This window comes from Lujinxingia sediminis, assembly GCF_004005565.1.
Taxonomy (GTDB): Bacteria; Myxococcota_A; Bradymonadia; order Bradymonadales; family Bradymonadaceae; genus Lujinxingia; species Lujinxingia sediminis.
Genome location: NZ_SADD01000001.1, coordinates 370,118 through 389,550 on the forward strand (window position 1 = coordinate 370,118; position 19,433 = coordinate 389,550).

At 63.8% G+C, this 19,433-nt stretch carries 12 protein-coding genes and 1 tRNA gene; 7 read left to right on the forward strand and 6 right to left on the reverse strand.

From position 1 onward, the window contains the following. Positions 1-27: 27 nt before the first annotated feature. The 3 genes from EA187_RS01515 to EA187_RS01525 all read left to right on the forward strand — a co-directional run bounded on the left by EA187_RS01515 (position 28) and on the right by EA187_RS01525 (position 4,615). Complete coding sequence (locus tag EA187_RS01515) at positions 28-2,508, forward strand: hypothetical protein (RefSeq protein ID WP_127778943.1); 2,481 nt, start codon at positions 28-30, stop codon at positions 2,506-2,508. A gap of 10 nt (positions 2,509-2,518) precedes the next feature. Beyond that, entirely contained in the window at positions 2,519-3,769 is a 1,251-nt protein-coding gene (locus tag EA187_RS01520; RefSeq protein WP_115603257.1) for a DUF1501 domain-containing protein, read from the forward strand. A 180-nt stretch (positions 3,770-3,949) separates the two neighbouring features. Then, a complete protein-coding gene (locus EA187_RS01525) occupies positions 3,950-4,615 on the forward strand; it encodes an HD domain-containing protein (protein ID WP_164855886.1) in 666 nt (221 codons plus the stop codon). Positions 4,616-4,618: 3 nt separating this feature from the next. Here the strand turns inward: EA187_RS01525 and EA187_RS01530 are convergent, their stop codons facing one another. Together EA187_RS01530 and EA187_RS01535 are read right to left on the reverse strand one after the other, a co-directional pair. Continuing rightward, positions 4,619-5,518, reverse strand: coding sequence for a histone deacetylase family protein (locus EA187_RS01530; RefSeq protein WP_127778945.1), 900 nt, complete (start codon positions 5,516-5,518; stop codon positions 4,619-4,621). Positions 5,519-5,525: 7 nt separating this feature from the next. Continuing rightward, complete coding sequence (locus tag EA187_RS01535; protein ID WP_127778946.1) at positions 5,526-6,365, reverse strand: TspO/MBR family protein; 840 nt, start codon at positions 6,363-6,365, stop codon at positions 5,526-5,528. A 177-nt stretch (positions 6,366-6,542) separates the two neighbouring features. Between EA187_RS01535 and EA187_RS01540 the strand changes: the two genes are divergently transcribed. Further along, positions 6,543-7,091: a hypothetical protein gene (locus EA187_RS01540; RefSeq protein ID WP_127778947.1), complete on the forward strand. Its 549-nt coding sequence runs from the start codon at positions 6,543-6,545 to the stop codon at positions 7,089-7,091. A 4-nt stretch (positions 7,092-7,095) separates the two neighbouring features. Here the strand turns inward: EA187_RS01540 and EA187_RS01545 are convergent, their stop codons facing one another. Both EA187_RS01545 and EA187_RS01550 read right to left on the reverse strand, forming a co-directional pair. Then, positions 7,096-9,333, reverse strand: coding sequence for a hypothetical protein (locus EA187_RS01545; protein WP_127778948.1), 2,238 nt, complete (start codon positions 9,331-9,333; stop codon positions 7,096-7,098). A 257-nt stretch (positions 9,334-9,590) separates the two neighbouring features. Beyond that, a tRNA-Leu gene (locus EA187_RS01550) sits at positions 9,591-9,664 on the reverse strand. 105 nt (positions 9,665-9,769) lie between these two features. Between EA187_RS01550 and EA187_RS01555 the strand changes: the two genes are divergently transcribed. Continuing rightward, the gene (locus EA187_RS01555; RefSeq protein WP_127778949.1) at positions 9,770-10,636 is read left to right on the forward strand and encodes a hypothetical protein; all 867 of its coding nucleotides are present in this window, start codon (positions 9,770-9,772) and stop codon (positions 10,634-10,636) included. Between the two features lie 31 nt (positions 10,637-10,667). Here EA187_RS01555 and EA187_RS01560 read toward each other — a convergent pair whose 3' ends face one another. Together EA187_RS01560 and EA187_RS01565 are read right to left on the reverse strand one after the other, a co-directional pair. Then, complete coding sequence (locus EA187_RS01560) at positions 10,668-12,638, reverse strand: polysaccharide deacetylase family protein (RefSeq protein WP_115603250.1); 1,971 nt, start codon at positions 12,636-12,638, stop codon at positions 10,668-10,670. Between the two features lie 7 nt (positions 12,639-12,645). Then, the gene (locus EA187_RS01565) at positions 12,646-14,568 is read right to left on the reverse strand and encodes a hypothetical protein (RefSeq protein WP_206524153.1); all 1,923 of its coding nucleotides are present in this window, start codon (positions 14,566-14,568) and stop codon (positions 12,646-12,648) included. 204 nt (positions 14,569-14,772) lie between these two features. Here EA187_RS01565 and EA187_RS01570 point away from each other — a divergent pair, with 204 nt between their 5' ends. Both EA187_RS01570 and EA187_RS01575 read left to right on the forward strand, forming a co-directional pair. After that, positions 14,773-15,318, forward strand: coding sequence for a hypothetical protein (locus EA187_RS01570; protein ID WP_115603248.1), 546 nt, complete (start codon positions 14,773-14,775; stop codon positions 15,316-15,318). Between the two features lie 62 nt (positions 15,319-15,380). Then, the gene (locus tag EA187_RS01575) at positions 15,381-19,385 is read left to right on the forward strand and encodes a tetratricopeptide repeat protein (protein ID WP_127778951.1); all 4,005 of its coding nucleotides are present in this window, start codon (positions 15,381-15,383) and stop codon (positions 19,383-19,385) included. Positions 19,386-19,433 lie beyond the last annotated feature (48 nt).

Sequence of the window (19,433 nt, forward strand, 5' to 3'; positions counted from 1 at the left end):
TGGCGAGTCCAGCCGACGAGGAGTACCATGGACATCAGACACGACAAAGTAAGGGGGTTGACGCTGTTGACCCTGTGGGTCGCCACCCTGGCATTGAGCGCCTGCGAGGGCCAACTCAACGTGGAGGGGCATCCCAACACGACTTCCGTCTCCGGGGACGATTGGGAGGATGGGCCCGACGATGGCTACGTACCGAAAGACCCTTCGAACCCCTTTGAGCCCGGTCAGCCTGGAAACCCCTTTGATCCGTCGGATCCTTCGGACCCGGACAGCCCCGGCGATCCCTCCGATCCGGAGGATCCCCATCCCGGCAACACACCGGATGGGGAAGACCCCTGTCGCTCCCACGCGCAGTTCTTTGAGCGCGAGGTGTTCACCGAGGTGATTGAGCGGCAGTGCCAGTCGTGCCATGGAGAGAACGGCTTTGGAGCGGTCAACAGCGACTTTGAAATCGCCAACCAGCGGCTCTACTCCGAAGACTACCTCGCGCGAAACTACGATGAGATCTCCGGCTTTGCCCGGGATCGCCTTGCAGAGTTTGACGACCAGTCCCTCTTGCTGCTGAAGGCCACCGGCCAGGTGATTCACGGCGGCGGGGAAGTCTTCGCTCCCGATAGCTGGCAGGCTGAGAACCTGCGCGAATTTGGGACGCGCATCGATACTCCCGATCCCTGCCCGGGAGGAGTTGAACTCGATGAAGAAGGTTTCTTCGAGGGCGTCACCTTCATGAACGACCTCGACTGGCTCAGTCGCATGACGATGACTCTGGCCAGCCGGGTGCCGACTGCGTCAGAGATTGCACTGGTGCAGGCCGAGGGCGAAGCGGGCGTCGAGCAGGTGCTGGAGACCCTGTATGAGGAGCAGGCCTTCTACGATCGCCTTGAGGAAGGGCTCGCGGACATCTTCTTGACCGACTACTTCATCAACGGCAACCCGCCCGACAACGTGCTCAACTCCAACCACTACCCTCGTCGACGCTGGTGGGCGGAGATGGGGCTGAGTGTGGAAGAGCGCAACGAGCTTGCGCTGCTTGGAAGGCACGGTTTGGGACGCGAGCCCCTGGCGCTCTTCTCGCACATTGTGAAAAACGATCTGCCGGTCAGCGAGTTTGTTACCGCCGACTACGTGATGGTCAACCCATATTCAGCGAAGTCCTACGGGGTTGAGAATCAGGTCAGCTTTGAGGATCCCACCAACAAACTCGAATTTAAACCGGCGCAGCTCTCTGCGGTCTCGGGCATGCAGGGGGAGTATCCGCACGCCGGTGCTCTGACCTCCTACATGATGACCGGGCGCTATCCCTCGACGAACACCAACCTCAACCGCAAGCGCTCGGCGTTCTTCTACCTGCTCTTTTTAGGGGTGGACATCAACAACCTGACCACCGAAGCGTCGGACCCGACGGCCGTGGCAGATATTGAAAACCCCACGCGCAACGCTGCGGATTGCGCGGTGTGTCACGTGCCGATGGATCCGGTCGCGCAGCTTTACCGGACCTACAACAATTACGGGCACTACCTGCCCATCCGCGACGATCGCTTCGACGGGATGTTCCCGGCCGGGTTTAACGGCGAGGAGATCGCTCAGGAAGATGTCTGGCAGGGTCTGCGCTGGTTGGGGCAGCGTGTGGCGCAAGACCCACGTTTCTTCCAGACGATGGTGAGTCACCTCTATCGCGTTGTCGTGCGGCGACCTGTGCTCATCAAGCCCGTCGATCCGAGCGCCCCCAACTACGACGCTCGCCTCCGCGCCTTCAGGGTTCAGAATGCGTTTATTCAGCGGTTGGCGGTGCAGATGAGAGCGGGCGGAGAGAGCGCCAGGGTGGCCATTCGTGAGTTGGTTTTCAGCCCGTACTTCCGGGCCGAGGACATCGATCCGCAGACATTGACGCCGGAGCGAGAGGTGGAGTTGGAAGAATTTGGCGGCCCACGCCTTCTTCACCCCGAGGCGATGTCTCGACGCATCACCTCGGTCTTTGGTCGCCAGTGGATGTGGGGCCCCTTTGAGGCCTTTGCTCCCCACCTGTACCGCTACCTCTACGGAGGCATTAACTTCGACAACCTCACCCAGCGGCTCGACACGCCCAGTGGCGTTATGGGGGCGGTCTCGATGGTCATGGCCAACGAGTTGGCCTGCCAGAATGTGCCGCATGACTTTGAAGAGCCGACAAACCAGCGATTGCTCTTCCCCCATGTCGAGCTCGACGATGTGCCTGGCAATGCGCAGGCCGAGGCTCGCATTCGCGAGAATATCCAGCACCTTCACCTGCGCATCCTCGGTGAAGATCTGCCGGCAAACCATGTCGAGATCGACCGTACCTTCGACCTCTTCGTCGATCTCATCGAAGACGGGCAGGCCGGTCTGGCCGCCCGGGACTCAGACTACCCGGAGCGACTTGAAGATTACTGCCGCGGAGACTCCCTGGAGCGCGATCCCACCTATGCGGTGCGCGCCTGGGCCGGTGTGATCAGCTACCTCGTGTCCTCGTTTGAGTTCCTTTACCTCTAAGGAGGTTTCTATGAACCGTCGTGACTTCATCAAACTCGCCGGCATGGCCGGTATGACCGTTGTGTCTCCGATAGCGCTGACGCGTAGCGCGCGCGCTGAAGAGATGAACTACCCGGGCCCCTATTACGTGATGATCAACGCCATCGGGGGCTGGGATACCACCTACCTTTGCGATCCGAAGGGGGTGAACAACATCAACCAGGCCTACGGTCAGGGAGATATCGGCTCGATCGCCTCCAGTCCCATCACGTACGCGCCGGTGGGGAACAATCAGTACTTTTTTGAGAAGTACGCCAGTGAGCTGCTCGTACTCAACGGGGTGGATATGGCCACGACCAGCCATGCCACCGGGGAGCGCTACGCCTGGACGGGGAGCCTGGAGAATCCCGAGTACCCGACCTTTGCGGCGTTGGCGGCGGCAGCCTATGCGCCGACCTTGCCCCTCTCGTATCTGAGTTACGGAGGGCATGACGCCACCGGCGCACTTCTGCCACTTACCCGTGTGAGTAATGTGAGCCACCTGAGGGGGCTGGCCGATCCCGATCATAAGGAGGGTCACGCGAGCAAACCCTATCATGCGCCTCGGGCCGCCGAGATGATTCGGGATGCAGTCGATGCGCGTCACACGGCACGGCAGAACGCAAGCCACCTGCCGACGGAGCAAACTGCGCGTAGTGCGTTGTTCACTGCTCGGATGGGCGCGCGTGAGCTGCGCTGGGTGCGTGAGCACCTGCCCACCGATCTTCCTCGCGATAACGACATGAAGGCTCAGGCCCTTGTGGCGTTGGCCGCTTTTAAAGCCGGGCTCTCGGTCAGTGTAAACCTTGTTCTAAACGGGTTTGACAGCCACGCGCAGAACGACAGCGAGCAGCTTCCGAAGTTGCAGTTGGTGCTCGACGCGGTGGACTTCCTGCTGGAAGAAGCTGAGGGGATGGGCCTGCGCGATAAGATCGTCGTGGTCATGGCCTCGGACTTCGGGCGTACCCCGACCTACAACCCGGACCGGGGAAAAGACCACTGGGCGATCGGTTCGGTGATGGCGCTCGGTACCGGCATTCGTGGCAATCGGGTTATCGGCGCGACCGACGAGGAGCAGCGCCCCTTCAACGTCAATCCAACCACTCTGGCGTTGGAGTATGAGGGGATTCGTCTGCGGCCGGAGCACATTCACCGTGCTCTGCGGCGTCACGCCGGTATCGCAGATAACCCGATCGCTCAGCGTTTCGCGTTGAAGGAAGAGGATCTGGATATTTTCAGTTAAGCGCGGGTGAACCATCGCGATGAGCACCGAGGCGACCTTCCACCGGGAGGTCGCCTCGTGCGTTTCGGGCTGGAGTGTGGGACACGTCAGCCTGGCCAGAAGCTCTTTCTTCGCGCTAACGAAGGTCGCAGAAGTGATGCGGCGTAGTGCAAGGCCCCTTCGAACATGGAGTTGAGGATCATGGACACCCTGAAGACGACGACCGACGTAACGTCACTTGCCGATCTGGCACGCTCCTATGCGCGCACCGCGATGGCCGCTACGGCAGGCCACGATATGGCGCACCTGGAGCGGGTGCATCGCGTTGCCATGATGCTGTGGGAGCACGAGGGCGGAGATCGCGAGGTGATCGAGGTCGCTGCCTGGTTGCACGATCTGGTGAATCTGCCCAAAGATCATCCGAAGCGCCGCGAGGCCTCGACCCTCTCGGCACAAGCAGCGCTGGAGTGGATCGGTGGGCGAATGAGTGAGGGACAGCGCGGCCTGGTCTTTGAGGCGATCCAGCGCCACTCCTTCTCAGCCGGGTTTGTACCGGAGTCGCTGGAGGCGAAGATCGTCTGTGACGCCGATCGTCTTGATGCGCTCGGCGCCGTCGGGTTGATGCGCACTCTGGAGACGGGCGGGGCGCTGGGACGCGCGTCATTTCACGGTGATGACCCATTTTGCACCACGCGCGCGCCGGATGATGGTGTCTTCACCCTCGACCACGTCTTTGCCAAGCTCTTTAAGTTGCCGGAGATGCTTCATACCGACGCCGCACGTCGCGTTGCAGAGCAGCGCATCGCTGTTATGGAAGACTTCCTCGCTGCACTCGGCGATGAATTGGGCCGTCCGTACCGGGGCTGAGGGTTAGACGCCGAAGATCGCACCGGCGATCCGGTAGGTTTGCAGGTAGGCCTCTACCGTGGGCTCAATGGGGCGAGCGTAGCCACCGCCCAGGGTCATCGCGACTGGGATGCTCCGGTGGTGGGCCTGGGATAGGACCATGCGATCGCGTTCGGCCAGTCCCTTCAGGGTGAGGTTCATGCGTCCCAGGCTGTCCTCCGCCAGGGGGTCGACGCCGGCCTGGAAGAGGATAAGTTCGGGTCTGTGACGCCACACGGATTCCAGCGCTTCTTCCAGCGCGCCCAGGTAGGTTTCGTCGTCACACCCATCCGCAAGCCCCACATCAAGGTCGCTCGGGGGTTTGCGAAAAGGGTAATTCCTTTCGCCGTGTATGCTCAGAGTGAAGACGGCGGGAGCATCTTTGAGGATGGTCGCGCTGCCATCGCCCTGGTGGACATCGAGGTCGACGATCGCGACACGTCGGACGTTTCCGGCGGCAATGAGTGCGAGTGCAGCGATGGCCAGGTCGTTAAATACACAAAAACCGCCGCCCTGATCGCGGTGCGCATGGTGGGTTCCGCCGGCAAGATTGCCGCTGATGCCGATATCGAGGGCGCTTAGCGCAGCCATGAGAGTTCCTCCCATGGAGGTACGAACGCGCTCTACAAAAGCCTCGCTCCAGGGCAGGCCGATGCGTCGTATCGCCCGGCGCTCCATGGTCCCCGATAGAAACGCCTCGACGTAGGCGGCCTCATGCGAAGTGAGAAGCTGCGCGGTTTCAATGGCGGGCGACGCCACCAACTGCCTGGCATGTGCTACCCCTTCTTCAAGGAGGGAACGGTGGAGCATCCCGTACTTGGCCATCGGGAAGCGGTGTCCGGGAGGCAGCGGGACCTGCACATGGTCGTTGTAGTAGATCTTCAAAGGGTACTCAGACCGGGTCGGCTTCGGTGACAAGGGGGAGGCTGGCGCTGGCCTCGGAGCGCCGGCGCTCCGAGCGGCCGCTACCCACGATCCAACCTCGGGCGGCCGGCAGGGCCAGGATCAGAAAGAGGAGCGCGAGCCCCCCGGCAACGCCCTGTACGCTTGCGGGCTGGCCGTCGGCAAGTACGACTGCGACAAGAGCCCAGGTAAAGACCAGCGCCACGGCGGGCTCGTCGAGACCGACTCTCAGCGCCACGCCGATGACCGCCGCCGCCAGGAGCATGATGACCGCCCAGGTTGCCGCGCTCAAGCCCCATCCCTCCCACCCGGCGATCACCAGGACGCTGGAGGCGTTGAGTACCGTGGCCAATGTCAGCCAGCCGCAGTACGTGCCCAGGGGCCAGCGAATCATGCGAGCCAGTGACCAGCTTTCGCGAAGCTCCGGGGCGGGGCGTCCCTCCCGGGTGGCAAACGCTCGGTAGAGCCACAGTGCGCTGGCCAGTTGCCCGACGATCACCACGAGCGCCCAGCCAAAGAGGAGACTTTGCCAGACGAGCAACCAGGCGGCATTGAAGAGCATGTTGATGATGAGCGGTTGGCGAGCGTTTGCGTAGCGTTCACGATGCGCAAAGCGCGGCAGGATCTGAGCGACTGCCAGCGCAAGAATGCCCGCATAGATGATTCCCCACACCGCAAACGCGTAACTCGCCGGAATGATCAGCACATCTTCAAAGAAGCGGTCGGAGATGGCTCCCACGGATCGGCCGGGGGCGGCAGCCAGTTGAGGAAGGCCAATGGCAAGGGGAGGGACGACAAGCGCGAGTACTTTCAGCACGATCGAGCGCATACGACATCTCGTGTGGGAAGTAGGGGCGTGAGCTCAACCTAAGTAAAAGCACGAGATCGCGAGGGAGAAGCATCCCGCTTGCGATGGGAGGCGCGTCTGACGCAGACTTCGGCCGTCCTGATCTTGTTGACTTCCTTAATTGGCCGCATGGTTTGCGGCCCGAACTCTGGAGTGGCGATGCGAAGGGATACTCTGGTTCGAACTGTGATGGCGTTCGGCGCGGTCGGCGCCTTTTTTTTGCTGAACCCGCTGGCGCTTGGCTGTGGGGATGAGCGTGTCGAGGGCTACACCTTCGGCGCCGATGATATGGCAGCGGTCGTGGTGGGGGAGTGGTCCGGGGAGGTGACGTATGACGCGGAGGCGGTAGCGTTTACCCTGGTGATCGAAGCGTCGCCGGTCGGCGCGCAGCAGACGGGCAGCCTTCGTCAGCACCTCTGTGGGAATCGCACGCTGATCGCGTCGGCGGATGCCTGCATTGCCACCAGTCAGTTCGACGTCGTCGGTGAGGTTCAGGTGGCGGGGCAGGAGGCGCGTCAGGTGGAGGGGAGCCTTGTCGCCTATGGGCAGGATCTGAACGAGGGAGAGCTCACCCTTTACGGAGCTGGGGAGGTCTGGGTGGTGCAGATGATCGATGCTGCGCTGGCGGATGCCGGGGAGGTGCGGGATCAGGACGATCGCGCGCTGCTCGGGAGGTTTTTCCTGAGCAGCAGCGCGATGAGCGACTGAGGGCTCACGTGGCCTGAGCCGACGTGTTGGCCGGCGTGTTTGTGGGAGGGGCAGGCGCGGGAGCGAAAATGGCCTCACGGTGGGTCGATTCGGGGAGCCAGGTGTTTAACTGGCCCGTCCACCACAGGGTGATCACGATCGTGGCAGCCGCCCCCAGAAGGTAGCGGGGCCAGCGGCTTTTACGCTCAGCGAAAGGATCGTGTAATTCACGGGAGGCCCCTTCGGGGAGTGCCGCGATTCCGGTTAACGAACGACCAAGTGGGACATTGACCCGGGCCATGGCGTTGATGGCCCAGCCATTGGCGTCGAGTAAGGGGCCGAGATTGCGGGTGCGCAGCTTCAGCCAGGCGATCAGCATAGAGGGGCCGCTGATAAGCAGGATAAGACCAAGAATCCCCAGGGGCATCCACATGCCCAGGCCGAGAAACGCGCCCAGAAAGAGGCTTAGCGCGGCGGTAAGTCCGCCGACCCCGACGCCGATAGCAGCCAGCGTGCCGAGATCCATCTTCGGTGGGGAAGGCTGGTCGGTGCCCGTGACAGCCCCGGAGCCGGTCGGCTCCGCCGGACGTGTTGAGGTTGCCTCGTCGACTTTTGCGACGCTTGCTTCGACCTTTTTCGTGCTCTTTGCCTCGGCGGCCCGCGCACGCCTGGCGAGCTGGTCTTCGAGTAAGCGCAGCGCCTTTTTGTACGGACTCCAGAAGGCCTGGCGTACGCTGATCGGGTTGTCGACGATGCGCGTCACCGTGGCGTCCCAGTCTTTGCCATGACGATCGTAGAAGACACCATTTCGGCCGACCATCAGGTTGTCGACGTCGCCGTCGGTGACCGCCGCGGCAATAGACATCGTCTCACCGCGGGCGTTCTTGAGGTCGCAATAGAGCAAGTAGGCGTTGGAGTGGCCCGCCAGCTTGATATGGCGATCGGCGTTGGAGACGTGCACGCACAGGTCGCAGGCGCGCCGGTCGATGTAGAGGGTGCCGACTTGAAAGATCGCCGGCCCCTGGCGTCGGTAGAAGGTCTGGAAGGCCACGAAGTTGTTGGCCAGATCAAGGAGATTGGCGTTGAAGCGAAGCAGCTTCTCGACGCGCGCGATCGCGCTGGCCTGAGGGGCACGGGCCTCGTCGGCATCGAGCAAGGCTTCGAGTCTCGCCCGACCATCGCTCTCGGCAATCTCACGCAGCCGTTCCTCGCTTAGCCGGGTGAGTTGCGTCGCGGGCTCGGCGGCCATCCAGTCACGCATCGGGGAGAGTTTGGTTTTAAGCTCGGACCATGCCTCGTCGCTCAACGTGTCCGAGTCGCCCGAGAAGGGCTCGACGGCCAGCTGGCGAAACGCGTGCACGGCATCGGTCCAGGCGGGGTTGATGCCTTCGACCAGGGGAAGGGGACGGCCGGGCTCGACGCGTGCCAGGGGAAAGTCCACCAGCGCGTCAGCGCCGGCGCTTAGCGCTTCACGCGTGGCCTCCAGGTAGGCTTCCTGCGAGCGGTTCACAACGGCTGCCGCGCGTTCATCGTAGGCCGCAAGCCTGGCTCGGGCGAAGTAGTCGTCGATCTTCTCGCGCACCGACTCCACGGCGCGGTAGGCCCCGGGCGTTGCATCGCCGAGCGGGAGAATGGCTTCGGACTGACCTTTCTCAATCCAGTTGAGGCGTTCGGTGAGGCTCTTAAAGAAGGCTTCGACGCATGTGCGATTGACACCGGGCTCGTTGCTGCGGTCAACCGGAGCGTCGGGGGTGCATCGTACGATATCGGCGATGAGCGCTTGAAGATCCGGGTCGGATGATGACTTCGGCGGGACGATGCCGTCGCCGTTGGCGGCCTGCTGATCGAAGCGCGCGATGGCATCGATCGCCTCCTGCAGGGAGATCTCGTTGGCGTCGCCTTTGCCCAGGCTGTCCAGGAGCTCGCGAGCTGTCTTCTCCAGCAGCGCGCCCTCCTCGTTGGAGGTTGCGATCGCGCTCAGGGGCAGCACATCGCTACGACGGGCGAGTTCTTCGACATCGCTGAGAACCTCTCCCATCCACTGCGTTGCAGCAATCAGCTCGGAGGCGCGAATACGGCGGTCTTGATCGGCGTCGAGGAACTCAAGGGTGCGGCGATCACATTCAACGCCGTGTGTCGGGCAGGCCAGTGCCACCCATAATTTTTGATCAAGCTCCCCCAGGCGAACGAGCTCTTCGCCACGGGTCAGATGGACTTGATCGACAGCACCACTCCGAAAGAACTTCCATGGAAACGTTTGCATAGAGCTACCTCGAAGCCAGTCATCTCCACATCCCCCTCGCCGCACGCTCGCACAAGGGCACAGGCCAGCTGAGCAGCGGGAGGACCATCGTGATCACCGTGTCGCGATTCGCCACCCCGATGGGGTGATGCACGTCATGCGTCAGCGCACAGCGCCGGGTGAAGGACGTCGACGCACGGCGCAGCTCGTCGCGGGGCACGCGCGCGGCCGGTTTGGAGACCGGCGGCCGCGCTTAGCTTTGAAAGGATGAAGGTAGATGCCCCCACCGGGATTCGAACCCGGACTGGACGGATTTTAAGTCCGCTGCCTCTACCGGTTGGGCTACGGGGGCGGCGACAGGCCAACACAAGGGCACTGTTGCAATCGAGGCAGGATGTAGCATTGAGCCCGGAGCGGCGCAAGGCGGGCCGCCTCACCGGGATGAAGGGGGTCAATTATGACGGAACAATCCAGGAAGATGGTAGCGAGGCCGCCAACGGGCATCGATGAGCTGGGGCAGAACTTCTCGCGTCTGGTGCGGCTGGGCTGGGGCACAGTGCTGGTGCCCTGGCTGGCGATCGCAGCGATCGACTTCATCTTCGTTGCGGCAAGTGCGGCGTTGATCTGGGGGCAAGAGGGAAGCGATCCCTTGCCAGCCGGAGGTCCTCAGGCGGTGATCCTGCAAAGCATCAGCGCGGTGGAGATCGCGGTCGTGCTTACCCTGCGTGTGTTGCTTTTCCGAGCCCTGCGCGATCTCGCGATGCTGGGGCCCTCCTCGGTGATGTCCTTGCGCGAGGTGGTGCGCGGGATGCTCTCGCGAGTGGGGCCGACGTTTCTGGTGAATATCCTGGTGGGAGCGATCGTGTCGATCGGGCTTGCGCTCTGTGTACTGCCCGGTTTGGTGGCGCTCTATTTCCTGGCTTTTGCCCCCTACCTGGTGGCGGTGGGGCAGTCCGGTGTGCTTGATGCGTTGACGCGATCGGCGACGATGGCCAGGCGGCATGTCGCGCTCCTACTCACCGGTTTTGCGGTCGCGGCGGTCTTTGCCGGGATGATGGGCTGCTCGCTCGGGGCGAGTGCGGCGGTGATCCAGGGATCGGCAGGGGTTGCCGGCGGATTGCTGGTAGGCTGGGTGCTCAACACCGTGCTGGGTTACCTGGCATGGTTGTGGTGGGGAGCGGTCTACATCACCGCGGAACAGCGCGACCAGGCCTGGCGCATTCGAAAAAGCGCGGTCTCCGGGAGCGAGCCGCTTGCGGAGGGGAAAAACGAGGGCAGCGCTGACGATGAGCCGCTACCCGGGGTCACGAAGGACGAGCGCTGAGGCATGACGCCCCTGGCGGCGTATCATCTCTTCAGTCGTTGGGAATGGCCGCCGGAGCCGCATCCGCAGGGGAGGGCGTGGGCGCTCTGTAGTAGACGGTAATGACATGGCGACCCGGTGTCATCGCAAGGATGCGCTCATCACCGGGGCCGCTGTTGGCAAGTCGGCTGATGGCGACCTCTTGATCATCGACGAGGACCCGACGGATCGGGCGTCCTTCAAATTCGCGCGGGAACGCCACGCTGGCGATGGCTCCCTCCGGGGCGCTACCCAGCCGCGCGCCAAGCACGTTGACCGAGATCGTAAGTCGCTGCTCTGCGCTCGACCACTGACTGGTCAGCACGGACTGACGACGGGCGATCAGAAAGTCGACAAGGTCGCCGACGGTGGTGACCCAGTGCTGGTGATCGCGAGCCAGGGCGTGAAGTTGACGAAAGCCCAGAAGGATGCCGGCGGCAGGCTCGCGTGCCATCGCGTCGGCGGGCACGCTGACCGTCAGGGGTTGATGAAAGTAGGTCTCGCTGTTGACGAGCATCCGCTGCAAGCGCGCCGGGTCGATATTCGCCCCGCTGAGAACGAAGGGGGCTTCGAGAACCGGCAGTGGAAGCCCTCGGGTGTCAAGCGGGTAGTAGGGCATCGCGCTGCCAAAGAGGTAGCCAAAATGTTCGGCGCTGGTCGGTCCGAAGCTCGTGTCGACACGAAGCCCTGCCGCCGAGATGCGTCGGAAGGTGGAGTCCCAGTCATTCTCCCAGAGCGAGGCTTCGGTTCGCATCAGGCGGACCGGTTGCAGGTCGCCCAGGTTGGCCTGCAGCCTGACGCGTTGTTCGGCCAGGGGGAGTTCGCTCGCCCAGGGTTGCAGGGCACCTACGCCGCGGCTCTCCGTGAGCGCGGCACGCTCCTGGCCCAGCACCCATAAGAGGCCAACTTCGGCGCCCACCTGGTCGGCCAGCGCTGCCTGGGAGGCGGTGAAGCGATCCGCGGCCGTAAAGATCGTTGCATAGCCCTCATTCTTTCTCGCCCAATCAGCATAGCCCAGCGCCGCACGCGGCGACTCGGCGCTGGGGTGGGCGTTCGCCACCGCGCCCATATGGTGCCCGGGGAAGGGCCACAGGCGTGGCATCGGGCGATGCTCCGAGAAACGATCGAAGAGCGCACGCTTGAGTAGGTCTGCGTAGGGTACATGAGAGCTGAGCAGACGCTCGTGGGCCACACGACCCTCGCTCGGCTGCCAGCGCGGACTTCCGGGCGGGCCAAACTCCATCTGACGCGTGGGCTTGCCCTGATGCAATGCCGTCAACGAGCAGGCATAGTCGAAGAGCAAAGTGAAGACCTGTCCTTCTCCCAGGGGTTGCACGAGCAGGCCGGGCTGCTCTTCGACTTCGAGGATGACCGGGCCGGCCGGTCGCGGCAGCATGGGCGCGGAAGGCAGGAGCGGACCGGAGAGGGGGGCGTCGACCAGGTGCTCTCGGATGGGGCCATGTGCCCCGAGCCCATCGACCGAGGTGACGCGTCGGGCCTGGCCGACGTTTCCGGTCGTGGAGACGCCGGTGATCGTCTCCCAGCCCTCGCGCGGCAACTCCACGACGAGTTGACCGCCTTGTCGGGCGAAGTCTTCCAGTGCGCCAAGCGCGGCGCGAGGTAATCCCAGGGCGACACGCTCGGGGACAATCACCACGCTACGTCCTGCCAGAATTTGCGGGGAGAGGTTGTCGCTCTGGGCGGTGGCGAAGGCACCGTAGTGGTGCCAGAGGGCGTTAAACCACCCGTAGCTGCAATCCAGCGCTCGAAGCTCCGCGGCCTGAGCGGCCGGCGTCGCCGGGAGGAGCAACAGGACATCACCCTCGGTGCGATCGGGAGGCCGCGAACCGTTGGCCTGAAGCGACTCGGTGCGCTGCACGCTCGGCTCCTGAAGGCTTCCCCAGAGCAGCGCCAGAAGTCCCAGTACGATCAACGCGCCGAGATCCCAGGTCAGCGCTCCCAGTATTGTGCGTTGTCGCGCCATAGGCCTGTCAGTCGTAGTAAAACTCAAAGGTGTTGAAGCCCTGGGAGAGCGGCACCTGCCGCAACTCCAGCCCGATAAGCGAGGTCTCCAGGGTTTCGACCTCACTCGACATCAGCTCGCCACCGACCCTGCGCGTTCCGCTGCGCGCGCCGATAAACTCGTGTTCGCCGACGCGTGTCGGAACCACCACACTCATGTTGCGCTCTTTGGCTTCGACGCTCAGGCGCATGATCGTGCCGTGGCGCGGGCGATCGTCAGACTGCCGGGTGTGCGCGGGGAGTTCTGTGTCTTCGATGATGCGGCTGCGGATCGAACCGGCGCGACGCGAACGTTGAAAGGCGTCCAGGCGGAGTGCGTTCATAACGAGGTGTCCGTGGGCCTCGATGGATTCGAACTTGGCCAGCCACGCCTCAAAGTCGTCGACGTTGGGGTAGTCCGCGAAGGCAGCCGGATCGGTCAGAACGCTGATGACCTGGTGATGGCCCGCCGCGCTCGCTTCGAGCAACGCATCGAACTCGGGGCCTTCGAGGCGGTCGGGAGGAAATACCACCGGAAGTTCACGAAGCCCCAGCGGGACGCCCTCGTCACTCAGGGCCAGAAAAGGAAGGCCGCTTCCAAAGGCGTAGCCGCTCTGGCCTGGTACCGCATAGCTCGCGTCGATGCGGATGTTGGCGCTGGCCAGCGCCGCCAGCGGTGCGCTCCAGTCCTCGGACCACGTCCCTTCGATGGAGCGGGCGGTGCGCACGTAATTGACGGGGAGTACCTTGCGGAGCTGATCGAGCTGAGCCTCGATGGAAACGGGCCGCTCAAAGGGTTGAAAGGCTCCAAAGCCATCCGGCGCATAGCTCGCGGTGGTGGGGTGAGGGAAGCGCCAGAGCAGGCCAACTTCTCCGCCGCGTGCGTGGATGGCTTCTGCACCTTCCTTACTCAGCCCGGCATCGACGGTGGTCAGCAGGGTGCTGCTGGCCCGTCGGCTGTTCTCGTATTCCAGCTTCCAGGCGCCACCGTCACCCAGGCGGGCGTCTTCGTGCAGGAAGACCACCGCTCCCTGAGCATCGCCGGGAAAGGCCCAGAACGCCGGGACCGGAGCAAAACGCGTGATCACGCCGTAGGCGATGTAGCGCTCGAGAAGATCGGCGTAGGGGACCTCACTGCCGAGGAGTTTGGCGTCGGCCACCAGGTCGGCGGTTGTTGGCGAGCGCTGCACCCCGGATGACCGCACCCGGTACTCCTCGTCGGGGCGACCTTGCTGCAATGAGACGAGGTGCTCACCGAAGTCGAAGTCGACGGTGATCACGTGACCGCGGCCGACCGGCAGGGCGTAGATGACCGGGGCTCCGTCGATCGACAGCAAGGTCTCGGCGCCCTCACGTGGCGAAGTTGAGCCGATAAAGTCGGTGGCGACCGGACTCTGACGAAGTTGGGTGAGGTAGGGCTCGTCGAGCCCTTCGGCATGCGTGATGCGCTGGCCGCGTCGAACGCCGGCGCGGCCATTGGCCGAGAACATCTCGCGAAGCTGCCCGCCGGGTCGCTCTACCACAACGAGATTGCCCTCACGTGCGCGCCGACGAACGACGTCGAGCGTACTCGGCGGAAGATCGCTGGAGACGCTCGACGTCAGGATAATCACGCGCGCTTCATCGAGCATGCTTGCAGCCAGCGTCTGCGGGGTGGCGATGGCAACCGGGCCGAACTCTTGCTCGACGAGGTTGATCCAGGCGGCGCTGAAGTCACGCTGGCTAAACGCCGGGCCGCTTTGACGGATGGCATCATAGTCCAGTACCACCAGCACATCAGCGCGGGCCTCACGCGTGAGTTCCACCCCTTCGCCCGGGAGCAATTCAGCGTCGACCGCCATCGGGTTGCGTTGGAGCAGGACGACCGCCGCGATCAGGGCGACGAGGCTCCACAACGCGAGCCGATAGGGCAAGACGTTGACTTGTTTTCGACGTAAACTGACGACCATAACGACGTGTCGCGAAAGAGAAAGGCGTCGATGCACAGGGCCCGGAAGGCCGGCGAGCCAACCGACTCGGAAGGCGGCGGCATTCCCGCACGTCATACACTGATTTGTCAGGATGATTAAGTCGCGTGTCGTTCGCTGCGCGCATTTGACGGTAGATTCAGGAGAAAGATGGCAGATATCATCGTGGCAGCCGAGCGGGAGGGCACTCTGGAGGTCGGTCGCAGTCGCCTGGGGCAGACGAGGGCGGCGGTGGGACGCGCGGCGCTCTCTTTTCCGCTGGTGATGGGGGGGCTGGCGCTGATCCTTTTGCCGGACTATCTGGGCCGCTATCGGGAGGCCGAGCCGGTGCCCGGACTCTACTGGGTGGCGCTTGCGATCATGGCGCTACTTTTCGCGGTGATCGTGGGTTCGGTGAGCGCACTTCGTCGTGAGTGGTGGATCTTTGACGGTCCGAGGCGTCAGCTGCAGGTGCAGGTCCGGTTTATGGCCAGCGTGCAAGAGGCTTCGGTACCTCTGCGCGACGTCGAAGGCCTGAAACTTGTAAGAGGGGGCTTCGGGGGGCAAGCACGTCTGGATATCGTGCTCAAAGAAGGCCGACGAGAGACGCTGGCGCGGGGGTACTTTCCGGGCGATCGTCTCGAGGTTGTGGGCCAGGCGATCAGCGACTATCTCAAGTCGCACCGCTTCTTTGTGGAGTTGGAGCGCGAAGCGTAAGGCCGGGAGTACGGAGGAATGGCCGAAGCACGCGTCGAGGTTGGGAGCTACGAGGAGACACCATGGTCGAGCGGGAATCGAAGGGGAGCAAGCAGATGAGCAAGGTGGGGCGTTGGTGCAAAACCACCACGGTGGCGGCCTTCGCCGCGTCGACCCTGGCGCTCGTTTCGGCGCCGACTTCACTGCACGCGCAGGACTTTGAGGTCACAAGCGGCGATGAGCGCCAGCAGCGCATCGTCGAGCGTTATATGGAGCTTGTGGAGTCCAACCCCGCCGAGGAGCGTCACCTGCAGAGTCTTCTCTTCCACGTGGGCCGCGGCAGTGGGCTGAACGGTCTCATCACGCATTATCGCCAGCGGGTGGATCGGTCGCCGGAGTCGCTTAACCTCCACCTGGTTCTGGGGCATCTTTTACGCGCTCGCGGAGACTTCGAAGACGCGTTGACTGTCTATGAGCGCGCTGTAGAGCTGGGCGCGGAGAGCTCTAACGCGTGGTTAAGCCGAGGTCAGGTGCGCCTGATGATGGGCCAGCGCGCCGGCGCGCTCACCGACTTTGAGCGTGCACTGGAACTGGAGAAGAGCCGCACCCGACGCGGAGAGATCCTGCAGAACCTTGCGGAACTCTCGTTCTCTCAGCGGGACTTTGAGCGGGGCATCGACTTTTACAAGCGCCGCATCGAACTCTCACCCAACGATGAGTTTGTTCGTCGGGACTTCGCCGCGCTGCTTTTGCAGTACCGGCAGTGGGACGAGGCGCTCGAACAGTACGATGCGCTCTTGCGCATGGTCGGCCGCGACACCGCTCGGCGTGCGGAGTTTCTCTCGGAGCGCGCCGAGATCTTTGCGTCGATGGGACAGAACGACCGCGCGTTGGAGAGTCTGCAACAGGCGATCGGTCTGTTGCGTGCCGACAATTGGAGAGTGGGGGAGATGCGCGCGCGCATGGTCGATATCTATCGCCAGTCCGGTGAACTTGGCGCGTTTCTGGAACGTTACGCCCGCGCCTGGTCACGTGGTGGCTACGACCAACAGATGCTTGTGGCTGATGTTTACGCCGAGACTGGAAAGCTCGAAGATGCGTTGAGTCTGTATCGGCGAGCGGCCTCTCGCGATCGTAGCGCGGAAGAGCCGCGTCAGAAGATCATTCGTATCTATGAGAGGATGGGGCGAGAGCAGGACTTGCCGGCGGCCTACCGCGAACTGATGCGTGCGGCACCAAGGCGCCACGGATTCGGCCTGGAGCTTGCCCGTCATCACATGCGCATGGGGGAACGCGATGAGGCACTCGACGTTTTGAGGGCGTTGGAGCGGCGCTTCAGCGATGACAGCTATGTGCTTCTCGAGATCGCCGATCATTATGCGCGATGGGATATCGAAGATCGGGCTGAGGCGACCTTCGCCCGCGTCGAGCGTCTGGATCCGCAGGATGAAGTGGTTCTCCTCGCGCTGGCCGAGTTCTATTTCGCACGAGGGGAGCGACAGCGCGCCATTGAGACCTGGCAGCGCCTTCCCGACTCTCGCCTTGGACGCATCGAAGGACTGGCGCGGATGGGCGAGGTCATGGTCGATCGCGGCCTCACCGACCTCGGTATCGGCGCGTATCTCCGCGCGCTGGAAGAGGCGCCGGATCATGTCGGCGTGCGTCGCGGGCTGGCCAACGCCCTGGAGCGTGCGCGACGATGGGATGAGGCCGCCGAAGCCTGGGCTCAGGTGTACGCGCAGGCCGAACGCGAGCAGTGGAAGCAGGAGGCTCGCGCGCGCATCGTCGAACTCTACCGACGTCAGCAGACCCTGCGCGCCCAGATGCAGACCTGGGCGGCCGCGGTACGCACTGACTCCGACGTGCAGGCAGGCTTCTTTCTAACCGAGGCGCATCTGCGATTACGGGAGTTCGAACAGGGCGCGCAGGTGATCGAGGCCGTTATCGCGTCGCTCGCTCCCGACGCTCCAGAGATGGTCAGCGCGCTGACGCTCCTGGAGCGCGCGTATGTTCAAGCCGGTCAGTATGCCCGCGCCATCGACGCTCTTGAGCGCCTGGCCGAGCTTCGTCCAGAGCTCGCCGCGGATCTGCTCGCCAGGATGTCGGAGTACGCGCTGGAGTCCTCGTCGGAGGCGCAGGCCGTCGAGTTTGCGGTGCGCTCGCTGGAGGTCAATCCCGACGATGCGCGCGCTCAGGCTCGCGTTGCTGGCATCTATGAAGAGGCGGGCGAGTTGGAGGAGGCGGTGCGTCATTACCGCGCGGCCACTGAGATCGATCCGCAGGCTTTTGATCTGAAGCTGGCCCTGGGACGGGCATTGATCGCGATGGAACGGGACGCCGAAGGCGATGATGTCCTCTGGGAGGTGGTACGCGATGCCACCGAAGACGCCCTGATCCTGGAGGCGGGCGAGGAGCTGCTGCGCCGCGCCGCACACACCGGGCGGCTCGAAGCGCTGGAGGCCCGATGGTACCCGCTGGCGTTTCGGTTGCCGGTACGGGATGCGCACGGGCGACTTCTCTTGCAACTTTACAGCCGTCTGAGCAGTCCGAGGATCGTCGCTGCGCATCATGGCGACGATGAGACCCGAGAGCGCACCTCCGGGGAGCTTCGGGACCTGGGGGGGCGAGCGGCTTCCCTCCTGCTTGATATGGTGCAACGCGATGATGTGGGGCAGCGCGCCCGAGCGCTGCGGCTGATCGCTGAGCTGGAAGTGGAACTGGCCGTTCCTATGCTCGTCCGAATGATTCGGGATCGTGGAGAGGCCACGCGTGTAAGTGCGATTGTTGCGGCGGCACGCCTGAGTGACGCACGTCTGGTCGCCCCGCTGATCGAGGCGGCCGCCGATACCGATCCTACGGTTCGTCAGAGCGCGCTGTGGGCGCTTGGTTTTATGCCCTCGCAGCGCGCCGCCGTGGAGACGTTACGTGAGATCGTGGGCCAGGGGAGCGGGCAGAGCGATGATCAACTTCTGGCACTGGCCTCGTTAGCGCGTCTTGGCGGGGCCGCGTCGCGTAGCGTTCTGGCCGAAAGGCTGGAGGCGCTGCGGACCGCCGGAAGGGCGCGAAACGCACGCCATGTGATGGCCGCCGCCGCTCGAGCCTATGAGGACGCGAGCCCGGACGCGTTGATCGCGCTGCTGCGCGCGCCCTCCAGCGCACACAGCGCCCAGGCGGCGCAGGTACTCGGCGCCATCGCTTCGCCCGAAGCGATCGACGCATTGTGGACCACCTACCTGGAAGCCGATGTGCACACAGGAGCGGCCGCCGCGCAGGGGCTTCGTGGTGCATTGCATACAGGTGATGGTCCGACGTCGAGCGCGCGCCGGTGGCAAGACGAATCGCAGGCGTTTGACTGGCGTCGCAACGCCTGGCGAATCCAGGACCTTCTGGTAACGCAGGCAGCTTTTGATACAGGGAGCGCAGTCGAGCGCGCGCCGGATGCGGTCGGTGACGGGTTACGTCGAGTCGCCGGTCGCGATGTAGCGCGCTGGCAGGGGCTGGCGATGGCCCTGCTTGACGATGTCGCCCGGGAGCGCGCCGACGGGTTGGGGAACTTCGAGCCGATGCGTGCGATGGCCGCTGAACTTTCCCGGGATGGCATAGTGCCCGAAGGCAGCTCCGCAGCGTTGTTGTGGCAAGCCTACACCGGCACAACGACCCTTGAGGCGTTGGTAGAGGCGGCCGAGGATAGTGTGCTGACCGAATCCCAGGCACTGCTCGCGATGGTGGGCCTGGCGAACGTGCCGACCCCTCAGGGCAGAGCCGACGAAGGGATCGCACGCTGGCTCAGCGCCTCCCTTCAAAGCTCCGACCCCGCACTCCGCCTGCACGCTCTTCAGGCCGTGGCGCGCCACGCTCCTGACTCCGCTGAACTGAAAGACCAGGTGCGATCCCACCTTCGCGCCGAAGCTCCCGGGGAGGTCATCGCTGCAGCTCACGCCCTCGCGGCGCTGGGGGACGTCGAGGCTCTGGAGACCATGCGGGATCTTGAGGCACGCGCCACACCGGCGGTGCGCCGAGCCCTGCGTGAGGCGCGTCACGCACTTGAGAGTTCGTCTGACACGCTCGATCGCCCCCGCGGCTCTTGATCCTTTGGCCCCCACCTCTTACGCTTCGCCACGCTGATTCGATGATGT

Coding starts and splice junctions, on each gene's coding strand:
- EA187_RS01515 (WP_127778943.1), top strand. CDS start 28: ATGGACATCAGACACGACAAAGTAAGGGGGTTGACGCTGTTGACCCTG.
- EA187_RS01520 (WP_115603257.1), top strand. CDS start 2,519: ATGAACCGTCGTGACTTCATCAAACTCGCCGGCATGGCCGGTATGACC.
- EA187_RS01525 (WP_164855886.1), top strand. CDS start 3,950: ATGGACACCCTGAAGACGACGACCGACGTAACGTCACTTGCCGATCTG.
- EA187_RS01535 (WP_127778946.1), bottom strand. CDS start 6,365: ATGCGCTCGATCGTGCTGAAAGTACTCGCGCTTGTCGTCCCTCCCCTT.
- EA187_RS01540 (WP_127778947.1), top strand. CDS start 6,543: ATGCGAAGGGATACTCTGGTTCGAACTGTGATGGCGTTCGGCGCGGTC.
- EA187_RS01545 (WP_127778948.1), bottom strand. CDS start 9,333: ATGCAAACGTTTCCATGGAAGTTCTTTCGGAGTGGTGCTGTCGATCAA.
- EA187_RS01555 (WP_127778949.1), top strand. CDS start 9,770: ATGACGGAACAATCCAGGAAGATGGTAGCGAGGCCGCCAACGGGCATC.
- EA187_RS01560 (WP_115603250.1), bottom strand. CDS start 12,638: ATGGCGCGACAACGCACAATACTGGGAGCGCTGACCTGGGATCTCGGC.
- EA187_RS01570 (WP_115603248.1), top strand. CDS start 14,773: ATGGCAGATATCATCGTGGCAGCCGAGCGGGAGGGCACTCTGGAGGTC.
- EA187_RS01575 (WP_127778951.1), top strand. CDS start 15,381: ATGGTCGAGCGGGAATCGAAGGGGAGCAAGCAGATGAGCAAGGTGGGG.